This window comes from Micromonospora desertarenae (genome assembly GCF_056150265.1).
This window is the reverse complement of sequence record NZ_JAXCFQ010000022.1, coordinates 62539-75967: the sequence shown is the minus strand read 5'-3', so window position 1 is coordinate 75967 and position 13429 is coordinate 62539. Positions and strand designations below refer to the sequence as shown.

General features: G+C 74.6%; 12 protein-coding genes. All 12 read right to left on the bottom strand.

Annotated elements, in window-relative coordinates:
* Positions 1 to 83: 83 nt before the first annotated feature.
* Complete coding sequence (locus SM577_RS30735; RefSeq protein WP_474580026.1) at positions 84 to 782, bottom strand: SDR family oxidoreductase; 699 nt, start codon at positions 780 to 782, stop codon at positions 84 to 86.
* A 53-nt stretch (positions 783 to 835) separates the two neighbouring features.
* Positions 836 to 1339, bottom strand: coding sequence for a winged helix-turn-helix transcriptional regulator (locus SM577_RS30730; RefSeq protein WP_302922066.1), 504 nt, complete (start codon positions 1337 to 1339; stop codon positions 836 to 838).
* Between the two features lie 115 nt (positions 1340 to 1454).
* The gene (locus SM577_RS30725; RefSeq protein ID WP_302922065.1) at positions 1455 to 1766 is read right to left on the bottom strand and encodes a hypothetical protein; all 312 of its coding nucleotides are present in this window, start codon (positions 1764 to 1766) and stop codon (positions 1455 to 1457) included.
* A gap of 267 nt (positions 1767 to 2033) precedes the next feature.
* A complete protein-coding gene (locus SM577_RS30720; RefSeq protein ID WP_474588615.1) occupies positions 2034 to 4781 on the bottom strand; it encodes a glycoside hydrolase family 38 N-terminal domain-containing protein in 2748 nt (915 codons plus the stop codon).
* The gene (locus tag SM577_RS30715; RefSeq protein WP_474588614.1) at positions 4781 to 5926 is read right to left on the bottom strand and encodes a Gfo/Idh/MocA family protein; all 1146 of its coding nucleotides are present in this window, start codon (positions 5924 to 5926) and stop codon (positions 4781 to 4783) included. The genes SM577_RS30720 and SM577_RS30715 overlap by 1 nt, the downstream gene beginning before the upstream one ends.
* Entirely contained in the window at positions 5923 to 6834 is a 912-nt protein-coding gene (locus tag SM577_RS30710) for a sugar phosphate isomerase/epimerase family protein (RefSeq protein ID WP_302922062.1), read from the bottom strand. Before SM577_RS30710 ends, SM577_RS30715 begins: the two co-directional genes overlap by 4 nt.
* Positions 6825 to 8033, bottom strand: a complete 1209-nt coding sequence (locus SM577_RS30705; RefSeq protein WP_474580023.1) for a CehA/McbA family metallohydrolase — start codon at positions 8031 to 8033, stop codon at positions 6825 to 6827. The genes SM577_RS30710 and SM577_RS30705 overlap by 10 nt, the downstream gene beginning before the upstream one ends.
* 2 nt (positions 8034 to 8035) lie before the next feature.
* Entirely contained in the window at positions 8036 to 9268 is a 1233-nt protein-coding gene (locus SM577_RS30700; protein ID WP_474588613.1) for an ABC transporter ATP-binding protein, read from the bottom strand.
* Complete coding sequence (locus SM577_RS30695; protein WP_302922059.1) at positions 9268 to 10152, bottom strand: carbohydrate ABC transporter permease; 885 nt, start codon at positions 10150 to 10152, stop codon at positions 9268 to 9270. The genes SM577_RS30700 and SM577_RS30695 overlap by 1 nt, the downstream gene beginning before the upstream one ends.
* On the bottom strand, positions 10149 to 11096 hold the full coding sequence (locus tag SM577_RS30690; protein ID WP_302922058.1) for a carbohydrate ABC transporter permease: 948 nt from the start codon (positions 11094 to 11096) through the stop codon (positions 10149 to 10151). The genes SM577_RS30695 and SM577_RS30690 overlap by 4 nt, the downstream gene beginning before the upstream one ends.
* Positions 11071 to 12468, bottom strand: a complete 1398-nt coding sequence (locus tag SM577_RS30685) for an extracellular solute-binding protein (protein ID WP_302922057.1) — start codon at positions 12466 to 12468, stop codon at positions 11071 to 11073. The genes SM577_RS30690 and SM577_RS30685 overlap by 26 nt, the downstream gene beginning before the upstream one ends.
* A 152-nt stretch (positions 12469 to 12620) precedes the next feature.
* Positions 12621 to 13358: a GntR family transcriptional regulator gene (locus SM577_RS30680; protein WP_302922056.1), complete on the bottom strand. Its 738-nt coding sequence runs from the start codon at positions 13356 to 13358 to the stop codon at positions 12621 to 12623.
* Positions 13359 to 13429: the final 71 nt, after the last annotated feature.

Here is a 13429-nt window from a genome sequence, read left to right as displayed (position 1 = left end):
ACACCCTGCCCCCCGGGCGGTCGCCCCCCCCCGCCGGGGCCGCGGCGGGGGGGGCGGCCCCGGGGGCCCCCCCCCACCGCCGGTCACGGCAGCCGCGGGTAGAGCGCGGCGACCCCACCGGCGAGCCCGGCGCGCACCTGCCGGCTGACGTCGTCGGCGACGATCTCGTACGCGTCGGCCTCGATGCCGTCCACCGCGATCCGGGCGATGTCGGCCGGGTCGGACTTCGGCCCGGTGACGCCGGCGGCCATGTCGGTGTCCATGTACCCGACGTGCAGGCCGGCGACCCGGATGCCGCGCCCGGCGAGCTGGGCGCGCAGCGCGTTGGTCATCGACCACTCGGCGGATTTCGCCGCGCTGTACGCGCCCAGGTGCGGGAAGCTCACCCAGGACAGCACCGACAGCACGTTGAGGATCGACCCGCCGCCGTTGCCGGCGATGACCGGGGCGAACGCGCGGACCATGGACAGCGTGCCGACGTAGTGGGTCTCCAGCTCCAGCCGGATCCGGTCGAGGTCGGCGTCGAGCAGGTCCGCGCCGGTGGCCGAGCCGGCGTTGTTGACCAGGAGCGTGACGTCGCCGGCGCGGTCGGCGGCGGCGGCCACCGAGGCGGGGTCGGTGATGTCCAGCCGCACCGGCGTGACGCCGGGCAGGTCGATCCGGTCGGGGTCGCGCGCGCCCGCGTAGACGGTGGCGCCGCGGGCGGTCAGCTCGGCGGCGAGGTGCCGGCCGAAGCCCCGGTTGGCGCCGGTGACGAGGGCGGTGGTTCCGGCGATCTTCATGTGCGTGCTCCTGGCTGAGTCGGGCCCGTGACGGTCACGTGCCGGGGTGGGGTTCAGGGCGCCGTCGGCGGGTTCCGGTCGGCGCGGCGCAGGCCGGGCCCCGGGCGTACGGCGATCTCGTCGGCGGCGACGTCGTGGCCGGCGTCGCAGCGCAGCCGGGCGTGCACGGCGGCGCCGCAGTCGTGGTGTTCGAGGCGGATCGCGGGCCCCGCCTCGTCGGCGGCCCAGGCGTCGCCCCACTGGCGCAGCGCGGTGAGCACCGGCAGTAGCTCGGCGCCCTTGCGGGTGAGGTGGTACTCGTCGCGGGTGCGCTGGCCGGGCTCCCGGTAGGGGTGCCGTTCCAGCAGCCCGTCGGCGACGAGCTGGCGGAGCCGCGCGGCGGCGACCGGCTCGCTGACGCCGGCCCGGCGGGCGAACGCGTCGAAGCGGCGGGTGCCCAGCGACGCCTCGCGCAGCAGCAGGAGGGTGGTGCGGTTGCCGACCACGTCCAGGGCCCGGGCGATCGAGCAGGTGCTGGTCAGCCAGGAGTCCCGGTCGGCGAGCAGGTCGTCGGTCATGCCGGCGACGCTACCGCACCTGACTTAGCTAAACAAAAGTCAGGTGCGTCACAGGGGCCCGGACACGACGATGCCGACCACCCGTCGGGTGGCCGGCATCGATCCGATGAGCTGGTTAGGCGGCGACCCGGGAGGCCGGCCGGCGCTGGGCCGGCGCGGTGGCGGCCCAGCCGGTGACCGGCTCGCGGTCCGCGGCGGGCGGCGCCGGCGGGGTGTCGGCCCGCGCCACGCTCAACGCGTGCTGGGCGTTGTTCCACGCGGCGCAGGGCCAGGACTGGCCGGCGCAGAGCAGGTTGCGGCAGCCGCCGTCGCCGTCCGGCTCGTGGGCGTCGGCCACCTCCAGAGCCAGCTTCCACAGCAGCGGGTCGGTCACCTCTTCGGGACGGTCGGCCTGGTGGTCGGACCGGTCGAGGCTGGTTTCGGGCACGGATGATCCCCCCTTGGGCGCAGGTGCTGGGCCCACCTTCACCAGTTTCAGCGCGGGTGAAACCTTCTACCGTTACGGCGCGCCGGTTATGAGGGTGTTTCCGCCGGAAGATCCCGCTGCTCGGCGGGACTGCGGTACGGACGGGCGGGAGTCGCTGTCCGCCGGGCCGGCTGTACCGGGTCGTCCGGACCACGTCGGCTCGGTCGCCAGGCCGGCAACCACCGGCGGTGGGTCCGGCGGGGGCGGGGGCCCGCCGGACCCACCGGGTCAGCCCAGGTCGAGCTGCACGGTGGCGATCTCCCAGGCCCGCAGCGGCACCCGGACCCGCCCGTCACCGTCGACGCCGAGCGGCTCGCCCGGCCGGCCGAGCAGGTCCGCCCGGCACGCCCCGCGGATGTCGGCGCCGCCGAGCACGGCGACCGTGTCCGTCGGGGTCTGCGCCACCAGCCGCACCTCGGTGCGGCCCGCCCGGTCCCGCACGCTGGTCAGCGCGACGCCGGCGCCGTCCACGGCGAGCCCGACCGCCGGCGCCGGCAGCTCGGTGGCCGGGTCGGCCGTGCCGGGGAAGGCCAGCAGCTCGTGCCGGTACGCCTCGGCGGCCGCCAGCACCCCGGCGGAGTGCCAGCCGCCCCGGTACGGCAGCACCGCCAGCTCGACAGTGCGCAGGCCGCGGCACTGCGCCTCGGGGGTGGGCAGTTGCGGACCGGCCGGCTCGTCGCGCAGCGCGTGCCGGTTGCGTGACAGCATCCCGATCGACCGCAGCAGGGTGACCGCCAGTTCCCGACCCGAGTCGGTCAGCTCGTACTCGGTGGGCTGGGTGAGCAGCACCGCGAGGGCGCCGTCCGGCCCGCCGGCGGCGACGAACCCGTTGGCCGGGAACGTCGGCAACGGCACCTCACCGCCGCCGCCCTCCGCGGTCAGCCCCCGCCGCACGACGGCGAACTGCCCCTCGGCGTACGAGGTGTCGGCCGGCGACGGCAGCGGCAGGTGCAGCCGCACCCGGTGGTCGTCGCAGCGGTTGTCGAACTCGACGCGCAGCCGGACGAACGGCTCGCCGCAGCGCAGCTCCACCCGGGTGGTGACGACGATCGCCTCGTGGTCCACCGCGCGGGAACCGGCGTCGACGTCCGCGGCCACCGGCCAGCGGTACTCCCGCACCACGTCGAGGACGGCGACCAGCGGCCCGTCGTGGCGGACCACGGTGCGCACCGCGCGCGGCTTGTCGACCACCTCATCGGCGGCCGGCGGGGCGTAGTTGTAGCTGTCGCCCACGTCGCCGCCGTCGACCACCCGGCCGACCCCGTCGACCGTCACGCCGTCCGGGGTGCTCAGCGCCAGCGTGCCGTCCTCGGCGACGTCCACCCGCAGCAGCCCGTTGTCGACGCTGCGGCCGGCCACCCGCACCGGGGCGAACCGAGGGTCCGCCGTCGCCGGCAGCGGCACCGGCCGGACCGCGGCGCGCCCGAGCGGCGGCACCTCGACCAGGGCGGCGACGGTGGCCCGGGGCGCGGCGAGGATGCGTACCCGCCAGTGGTCGTGCGGCCCGGCCGCGGCCAGCGCCAGCCGCACGTCCGCCACGTCGAAGGCCGGGTCGCCGTGCCGCGCCACCTGGAAGGTGAGGGTGGCGTCGTCGGGCGAGACGGACCAGGCGGTCACCTCCTGGCCGTACAGTTCGCGGCCGTGCACCCGGGTGAGCACGGCGGGCAGGTCGGCCGCCGGCACCAGGTCGTCGGCGAGCAGCGTCCGGCCCCGGTCGAGGACCTGCGCGGCCACGCTGCGGCCGGCGGCGTCGGCCAGGGCCACGGTGGCGTCGGCCGGTGCCGCCACGTCCAGGCGGACCACGGCGGTGCGCGCGGCCGGGGTGGGGTTGAACACCAGGTAGCCGTCCCGGGGCACGGCCGCGGCCAGCCGCGCGCCGACCAGGTCGCAGACCGCCCGGCCGAGCTGGTCGGCCTCGGCGAGGCGGGCGGCGACCTGCTCGGCGGTCTCGTCGCAGCCGCAGCCGGTCACCGAGTCGTGGCAGCTGGCGTCGATCAGCCGGGTCCAGGCCATGTCGAGGAAGCGCTGCACGGAACCGTCGTGGGTGAGCGCGGCGAGCGGTTCGGCGTACCGTTCGACCCGCCGCTCGGCGCGGTTCATCGCCCGCTTCAGGTGGCCGCGGACGGAGATCACGCCGGGCAGGATGTTGGCCCGGGCGTGCGAGCGCAGTTCCCCCCGGACGACGGGCAGGCCGTCGACGGTGGCCGGTTGGGTGGCGAAGTACTCGGCGAGGGTGCCCAGCCGCAGCCGGACATCCGCGAGGTCGGCGGCGGCGAGCAGGTCGGGCGCGTCCGGCGCCGGGGCGGCGTGGTCGGTGCCGTACATCGCCAGTACCGGGGTGTCCTCGCCGTCGAACCGCCAGTCGGCGAGCTTGCCGGCCAGGTCGGCGGCCCGGCGGGTGACCTGCGCGGGGTCCTCCATCAGCGCGGCCGCGTTGCCGTAGCCGCCGGGCAGGTACTCGGTGCGGACGGTGGTGCCGTCGGGCGCCTGCCAGGCGAACGCGTGGCGGTGCATCCCCTCGGGCACGCCGCGGAACACGCAGGCGTGGGCCAGCCCGGCGCCGGCCAGGATCTGCGGCATCTGGGCGATGTGGCCGAACATGTCGGGCAGGTAGCCGACCGGCATGGCGCCGCCCAGGTCGGCGCTGCGGGCCAGCCCGCGTTCCAGGTTGCGGACGATGTTCTCGCCGGAGCAGAGGAACTCGTCGAGCAGGATCTGCCACGGGCCCACCGCCAGCCGCCCGGCGCGGACCAGGGCGATCACCTGCTCCCGCCGTTCCGGGCGGACCTCCAGGTAGTCGTCGACCGCGGCGAGCTGCCCGTCCAGGGTGAACCGCTGTCGCGGATCGCGCTCCATCCGGTCGAACACGTCGTCCAGCAGCGCCACCAGCCGCAACCGGAAGCGCTGGAACGGCTCGTACCACTCCCGGTCCCAGTGGGTGTGTGGCACCACGATGATCTCGGTCGGTCGCCCCATCAGCTCGCCGCCTCTCCGCCGATCGCCGCCCCGGTCAGCTCCCCGTAGCGGCGTACCACCTGCTGGCTGGTCCGTACGTCGGCCGCGCCCTCGGCGATCCCGGTCAGCGGCGCGGCGCCCGCGGTGACCATCGCGTGGAACGCGACCAGTTCCTGCTCGAACGCCTCGGTCACCGACCGGAACGCGGCCCGCCGCTCGCCGCCGCCGTGCTCGTCCACCACGGTCAGCGTGGTGGGCGCGTTGAGCAGGTACGGCGAGGGGAACACCAGCTCCAGCGAGCCGCGGGCGTGGTGCAGGGTGACCGTCTCCCGGTAGGCCGGGTAGTCGGGCAGGTTGAGCCACCGGATGCCGTAGCGGGCGCCACCGGGCAGCCGCCCGCTGATCTCCACGGACGGCTCGGCCGGGCCGGCCGGGGTCAGCGGCCAGGTGGCCACCTGCTCCACGGTGGCCGGTGCGCCGGTGAAGAGCCGCAGCAGGGACAGGTCGTGCGAGATGCTGTTGACCAGGATCTGGTAGAGGGTGCGGGCGTCCGGGTCCGCGCCGACGGCGGCGTCCAGCAGCGCCCGGTCGGCGGCGGCGAACCGGGTCGCCTCCTCGGCCGGCACGTCGCCGGGGGCCGGCGGCAGGTTGGCGAAGCGCAGCTGCCGGTCGCCGCCGGCGTGCAGCACGGTCACCTCCACCGCGTGCACCCGCTCCGCGCCGCCGAGCTCCGCCAGCAGCCGCGCGGCCTCGGCCACCGCCGGGTCGTACTGCTTCATGTAGCCGACCATCAGGGCGGTGCCGCCACCGGCCAGCTCGGCCAGCCGGTCGGTCTCGGCGATCGTGTACGCCAGCGGCTTCTCGGAGAGCACCGGCAGCCCGGCGCGCAGCGCCAGCGCGGCCAGCTCGCCGTGCGAGCCGGAGGTGGCCAGCAGCACCCCGTCGCAGCCGCCGTCGGTCACCATCCGGGCCGCGTCGGTGTGGCGGCGGGCCGGTTCCACGCCGTACCGCTCGCCCAGCTCGGCCACCCGGGTCGGGGACAGGTCGGCCAGCGCGACGATCTCGAACAGGTCGCTCCGGCGTTGCAGCAGCGGCAGGTGGACGGTGCGGGCGATGATGCCCAGCCCGGCCACCGCGATCCGGATCCGCTTGCCCGGCTCGGTCATCGCAGCGCCTCCTCGAGCCAGCGGAGATTGGCGTGCTGGTCGGCGCGGATCCGGTCGAGGTCCCGGCCGTCCGCCGGAGCGTCCTGTTCGATCACCAGCCAGCCGGTGTAGCCGGTGGCGTCGAGGCCGGCGAGCACCCCGGCGAGGTCGACGTCGCCGCGGCCCAGTGCGCAGAAGCCGCCCGCGGCGACCACGTCCATCAGCCCGCCGCCGGCCGCCCGGACCCGGGCGTGCGCGGCGAGGTCGGCGTCCTTGAGGTGCACCTGACCGATCCGCCCGGCCCAGCGGCGTACCGCGGCCACCGGGTCGCCGCCGGCCAGCGCCAGGTGCCCGGTGTCCAGGCAGACCGCGATGTCGGTGAGTTCGAGCAGCCGGTCGGCCTCCGCCTCGGTCTCCACGTCGGTGCCGAGGTGGTAGTGGAACACCGGCTCCAGACCGCGGTCGCGGCACCGGTCGGCGGCCTGCTGCACCCGGGCCGCGAAGTCCGGCCAGGCCGCGGCGGGCAGCGCCGAGGCCAGGTCGGTCGGGGCGCCGGGGCGGGCCATCCGGGCCGGGTTGCCGGGGCAGGCCAGGGTCGGCCGGGGCGCGAACCGGTGGTCGTCGACCGGCGCGGCGGTGAACACGTCGAGCGCCGCGTCGAGCTGGGCCAGGTCGTCGGCGAAGCCGGCCGGGTCGGCGAAGCGCAGGTCGACCCAGCCGCCGGCGAGCGCGATGCCCGTCGTGTCCAGCCGGCGGGCGAGGGCCTCGCCGGTGCCGAGGTAGCCGATCGGGCCGGAGTCCACCCCGGTGTAGCCGTCGTCGGCCAGCGCGGCGAGCAGGTCGTCGGGGCCGACGGGTGCGCCGGTGGGCTGGTAGATGCCGTAGTTGACGGGGGCGCCGGCCACCCGTGTGCGTCCGGTCAGCTGCACAGTGCGATCACCTCCATGCGGTGGGACTCCAGGACGTGCAACCCGTCGCCGGCCGGTAGCAGGCACCGGTCGCCGCGGACCAGCCGGTGCCGCCCGTCCGGGTAGGCCAGCAGCGCGCCGTCGGCGTCGAGCACCAGCAGCTCGTCGCCGAGGCGCAGCAGCAGCGGCCCGTACGGGTCGGCGGAGATGGCGGTACGGCCGCCGCGCAGCGCGTCCAGCACGGCGTCCCCGGGCGGCGCGTCCCGGTCGGCGAGCACCCAGGTGGTGGGGGCGCCGGGCAGCGCGTCGGCGTCCGGGCGGTGGTAGTCGCTGCCGCCGACCGGTACGACGTCCGCCCGCCACGCCCGCGCCCAGGCCAGCGGGGCGCCCCAGGTGCGGTCCCACCAGCCGGAGTGCCAGACCTCGACCAGCGGGGTCCGGTCGGCCAGCGGCTGCCGCCAGGCGCAGTCGCCGCCGAGCGGGTGGTTGACCGACATCAGCCCGCCGTCGCGCCGGGCGGCGGCGAGCCACTCGTCCGGTGGCCGGCGGAAGTCGACCCAGCCCACCGGGCCGAAGACGTTGGCGTGCCCCCGGTCGGTGGTCACCTCCTGCCCGGGCAGCAGGGTGATGCCGTAGCGGCCGGAGGCGGCCGGCAGCCACGGGTGGTGGCTGACGGTGTTGTGGTCGGTGACGGCGAGGAAGTCCAGCCCGCGGGAGGCGGCGAGCGCGGCGAGTTCGTCGATGCTCTGCGCGCCGTCGCTGTGCACGGTGTGCGCGTGCAGGTCACCGGCGAGCCAGTGCCGGCCGTCGACGCCGGGCAGGTCCCGGCGGGGCGGCCGGTCGGGGCGCGGCGGCGCGGCCGGCGGCTCGGGAGCCGGTGGCGCGGTGTCGCTGGTGGTGGCGGTGACCTCGTACGCCAGCCCGTCGGGCGGGATGCGGTGCAGCCGCAGCAGCACCTGCCACTCGCCGGGTTCCAACTCGCCGGGGAGGTAGCCGGGGGTGGCCCAGTCGGCGGCCACGGTGTAGCCGTCGCGGGCGCCGCCGGACCAGCCGCGGAAGCCGGCCGGGCCGACGCAGCCGAGGTCGAGCACCCCGGCCGCGCGCGGGTAGTCCAGCCGGACGGTGAGCGCGGCCGTGCCGGGCGCGACGGTGACCGGCAGGGACCGCATCACGTCGTCGGCCCGGTCCTGGAGGGTCCACGTGCCCCGGTGCGTGACCATGCTCAGCCCTGCACCCCGGCTCCGGCGCGCGGCGCCGGCACGCTCGCCGCCTCGGCGACGGTGACCAGGTCGCCGTCGCGGTAGAGCAGCGACCGGCCGGGCCGGGGCACCACCCAGCCGGTGTCGCCCGGTGTTGGTTCGCCCCCCTCGGCGACCACCACCTGCACGCTGGTCCGCCCGCCGGCGTCGCCGGCCGCGCCGCCCGCCCCGGCCGCGCCGCCCGCCCCGGTCGTGCCGGCGTCCCCGGTCGAGCCGGCGTCCCCGGGCGCCTCGGCGGCGTCGTCGCCGGGCACGTCCAGGGAGACCAGCGAGACGCTGCCCAGGTTCTCCACGACCACCACCTGCCCGGTCAGCGCGCCGGGAACCGGGGTGGGGGAGTAGTCGAGGTACTCCGGCCGGACCCCGTAGACCAGCCGCTCGCCGTCGCCGACCTGGCCGCGGGCGTCCTCGGGCAGTGGCAGCCGGGCCCGCCCCACGACCAGTTCGTCGCCGTCCACCCGGGCGTCGACCAGGTTCATCGGGGTGGAGCCGATGAAGCCGGCGACGAAGGTGTTGGCGGGACGGCGGAACACCTCGGTGGGGGTGCCGACCTGGCGGATCCGCCCGCCCTCCATGACCGCGATCCGGTCGGCCAGGGCCAGCGCCTCGGCCTGGTCGTGGGTGACGAAGACGGTGGTCACCCCGAGTTCGCGTTGCAGCCGCTTGAGGAAGGTGCGCGCCTCCAGCCGGAGCCGGGCGTCGAGGTTGGACAGCGGCTCGTCGAGCAGGAACACCTGCGGGTGGCAGGCCATCGCCCGGGCCAGCGCCACCCGCTGCTGCTGGCCGCCGGAGAGCTGCCCGGGACGCCGTTGCAGCAGCGCGGACAGGCCCAGCTCGTCGGCGGTCTCGGCGGCCTTGTCCGCGCGGGCGCGGCGGTCCACCTTCTTGATCCGCAGCGGGTAGGCGATGTTCTCCTGCACTGTCATGTGCGGGAAGAGGGCGTAGTCCTGGAAGACCATTGCCACGTCGCGCTTGCCCGGGGGCAGGTTGGTGACGTTGCGCTCGCCGATGTGCACGCTGCCGCCGGAGGCGACCTCCAGCCCGGCGATGGTGCGCAGCAGCGTGGTCTTGCCGCAGCCGGAGGGGCCGAGCAGGGCGAAGAACTCGCCGTCGGCGATCTCCAGGTCGAGGGCGTCCAGGGCGCGTACCCCGTTGGGGTAGACCTTGGTCAGCTCGCGCATGGTGATGGCGGACATCAGCGCTTGATCCCTCCGTGGAAGCGGAATCCGTACCGGCTGCTGACGAAGACGAACATGAGCGCCACCGGCAGCGAGTAGAGCAGCGAGAAGGTGGAGAGCAGCCGCAGGTCGGCCTGGCCGCCCTCGGTGTAGAGGGTGTACATGATCACCGCGGCGGGGGCCTTCTCCGGGCCGCGCAGCAGCAGGAACGGCACCAGGAAGTTGCCCCACACGTTGGCGACCGCCCACACCCCGACGGTGGCCAGGCCCGGACGGACCACCGGCACCACGATGTGCCGCATGATCTGCAGCGGGCTGGCGCCGAAGACCCGGGCAGACTCCTCGTAGGAGGTCGGCGTCGAGTCCATGAAGTCCTTGAGGATGAAGATGGCCGCGGGCAACAGGCCGCCACTGAGAATCAGGATCACGCCGAGCCGCGAGTCGATCAGGTTGAGCCGGAAGGCCAGCTCGAACAGCGGAACCATGGTCGCGGTGCCGGTGACGATCGACGACAGCAGCAGCAGCCCGTAGAGCAGCGCGTCCCGGCCGGGCACCCGGACCCGGCTCAGCGCGTACGCGGCGAGCGCGGCGAAGACCACCACCAGCGCCGCGGTGCCACCGGCCAGGTAGACCGAGTTGAGCAGCGAGCTGAGCGCGTACGGGTTGTCCAGCAGGGCACGGAAGTTGTCCAGGGTGAACTGCGGCAGCGACGCGGTGACCGTCGGGGTGTCGTCGAACGGGGCGGTGGCCAGCCACAGCAGCGGCAGCGCGAAGAACCCGAGCACGGCGCAGAGGAACGTGTAGCGGCCGATCTGGGCGAGCACGTGCCGTACCGCGACGGTGGGCCCGGTGGGCCCGGGCGGCGCGGTGGTGGGTGCGGACGGCGCGGTGGTGGCGGTCACGCCGGCTCCTTCCGCCGGCCCAGCATGCGCAGGTAGACCAGCGCGATGACCAGGTTGATCAGCAGCATGATGAACGAGATGGCGGCGCCGAAGCCGAGTTCGCCGCCGGAGAGCGCCACCTTGTACACGTAGACCGGCAGGATCTCCGAGCGCTGCTCGGGGCCGCCGGCGGTGATCAGGAACGGCGCGAAGTCGTTGAACGTCCAGAGGCTGATCAGCAGCAGGTTGGTCAGCACGTGCCCGCGGATGCGGGGGAAGACCACGTCGCGCAGCTGCTGCCAGGTCGACGCGCCGGCCAGCCGGGCGGTCTCCAGGTGGGAGCGGGGGACGTTCTCCAGCGCGGCGGCGTAGAGCATCATCGAGAACGCGGTGCCGCGCCAGGTGTTGAAGATGATGATCGACAGCATCGGGTAGTCGAGCAGCCAGGCCATCCCGGGGATGCCGAGCAGCGCGTTGAGCGTGCCGGCGTCCCGGTCGAGCAGAGCGATCCACAGGAAGGCGACCACCGAGCTGGGCAGGATCCAGGAGAGCAGGACGAACCCCTCGACCAGCCGGCGCAGCGGGCCGCGGCGGTCGCGCAGTGCGAAGGCGATGGCGAACCCGAGCCCGGCCTGTCCGATGACCGCCGAGCCGAGGACGAACTGGAGGGTCAGCAGCAGCGAGGTGCGGAACCGCTCGTCGCCCAGCGCCTGGGTGTAGTTGTCCAGGCCGACGATCTCCGGATTGGCGGCGGCCAGGCCGGTCAGCCGGTAGTTGGTGACGCCCAGGTAGATCGTCCACGCGGCCGGCACCACCAGGAAGACCAGGATCAGCACCATGGCGGGGACGAGGAAACCGGTCGCCCGGGCCCGGCCCAGCCCGGCGGCGTCGGGGGCCGGGGAGGCGCCCGTTGCCGGGCGCACTCCCTCGACCACCTCGTCAGGAGGTGACGTTACCTGGACCACCGACGAACCCTTCGACCTTCTTCTGGTACGCGCTGGCCGCCTCGTCCACGCTCTTGCCCGCCGTGACCTCGGCGGTGGCCTCCTGCAGCGCCACCGAGACCTGCGGGTAGACCGCCAGCGGCGGCCGGTACGCGGTGATCGGCAGCACCTTCTCGGCGACGAAGTTGAGCATCGGGTCGGCCGCCAGCACCTCCTTGTTGACGTCGGTGCGGGCGGTGATCCGGGCGGCGCCGGCCAGTTCGGCCTTGACCGCCTCCGCGGAGTGCATGAACGACAGCAGTTCCCACGCCTGCGACGGGAACTTGGAGTTGGGGTTGAGCACCCGCACGCCGCCGCCGGACATGCTGACGAAGTCCTGGCCGCGGATGCCGGCGCCGGGCTGCTTGGCCGGGATCATCGCGTAGCCGACGGTGGTGTCCCGGTCGGCCATCTTGGCGATGCCGTCCTTGGGGTTCACCACGCTGCGCCAGAAGTAGTCGCCCTCGGCCAGGATGCCGATCTTGCCGGCGGCGAACTCGGCGAAGGACTTGTCCCGCCCCTTCGCCTCCTGTTGCAGCTTCGGGTCGCCCAGCCCGCCGCCGTAGACCTTGGCGTAGAAGTCGAGCATGTCCTTGACCGGCTGACTGGCGCCGGCCCACTTGCTGTCCTTGTAGATCTCGCCGCCGGCGCCGACCAGCAGCGGCAGGGCGCCCTGCATCGAGGTGGCCTCGCCCATCGCGGTGCCCGCGTTGATCTGGATCGGGGTCACCCCGGGCAGCGCCTTGAGCTTGGCGCCGGCGTCGAGGATCTCCTGCCAGCTCTTGGGCTGCCAGTCGGCGGGCAGGCCGGCCTGGGCGAAGAGCTTCTTGTTGTAGTAGAGCACCCGGCCGTCGGTGCCGAGCGGAATGCCGTAGCGCTTGTCCTCGAACGAGCCGAGGCCCTGCACCGTGTCCGGGATCTGCGACCAGCCCTCCCAGGAGTCGACCTGGTCGCCGGCCACCTCGGACAGCGGCTTGAGGTAGCCGGCCTGGACGAACTCGCCGACCCAGATGCCGTCCACGGCGATCACGTCGGCGCCGCCCTTGGAGCGCAGGTCCAGGGCCAGCTTGGTCTTGAACTGCTCGTCGTCGACGCCGCTGGGCACGAACGTCACCTTGGCGGTGACGCCCTTGGCCTTCTGTGCCTCGACGAACTTGGGGATGACCCAGTTCTGGATCCACTCCGCACCGGCGGAGTTCTTGCCGCCGGCGATCGCGTTGGCGGAGATGGTGAGGGTGATGTTCTTGGCGTCCTTGCCGGCGGGCTCGTCCGAGCCGCCGCAGGCCGTGGCGGTGAGAGCGACGGCGGTGAGCGCGGCGAGCACGCCTGCTGCGTGTCTCGGCTTGGCTGACATGGGCTGCTTCCCTTCGCAAGGAGAGACTTCGAAGAGACTCGCGGGTCGCCCGCCGGCCGCACGTCCCGCGCCGGCGGTGCTTGCGGCCACAATGTCATGACAGCTTGACGACGTAAATACCTGTCACTGAAATGAGCGCGAAACACGCACCGTCACCGTTCGGCGACGGTCACCTCCAGCGAGTAGCGGCTGGCCCGGTAGATGTGCGCGCCGTGCTCGACGTAGCGGCCCTGGTCGTCGTAGGCGGTGCGGGTCATGGTGAGCAGCGGCGCGCCGCGCCGTTCGCCGAGCATCTGCGCCTCGGCCGCGGTGGCGGCCCGGGCGCCGATCCGCTGGTGGGCGCCGCGGATGCGCCGGCCGCCGCTGCGCAGGATCGCGTACAGGCCGTCGGCCTGCAACGCCTCCATGGTCAGCCGCGGCACGTCGAGCGGGAGCCAGTTCTCCATCACCGCGAGGGGCTCGCCGTCGGAGAACCGCAGCCGGCGCAGGTGCTGCACCTCGCCGCCGGGCGGCAGGCCGAGCGCGCTGGCCACCGCCGGCGGGCAGGGCACGACGGCCAGCTCCAGCACCGAGGTGGACGGGCGCTGGCCGGCCCGGACCAGGTCGTCGTGCAGGCTGGTCAGCTCCACCGCCCGGCGCACCTCGCCGCGCACCACCTGGGTGCCCACGCCGCGCCGGCGGACGATCAGTCCCTTGTCGACCAGGTGCTGGATGGCCTGCCGCACGGTGGGCCGGGACAGGCCCAACCGGTCGGCCAGCTGCAACTCGCTGTCCAGGCGGTCACCCGGGGCCAGGTCGCCACGCTGGATCGCCGCGGCGAACTGCTCGGCGACCTGGAAGTAGAGCGGGACCGGGCTGCTGCGGTCGACCGCGATCTCGGGGCCGGTCACGGAAACCTCCTCGCTGCGGCTACGCGGGATCGGGGCGGGAACGATGGGCGCCACTGTACCGAAGCGGTCAC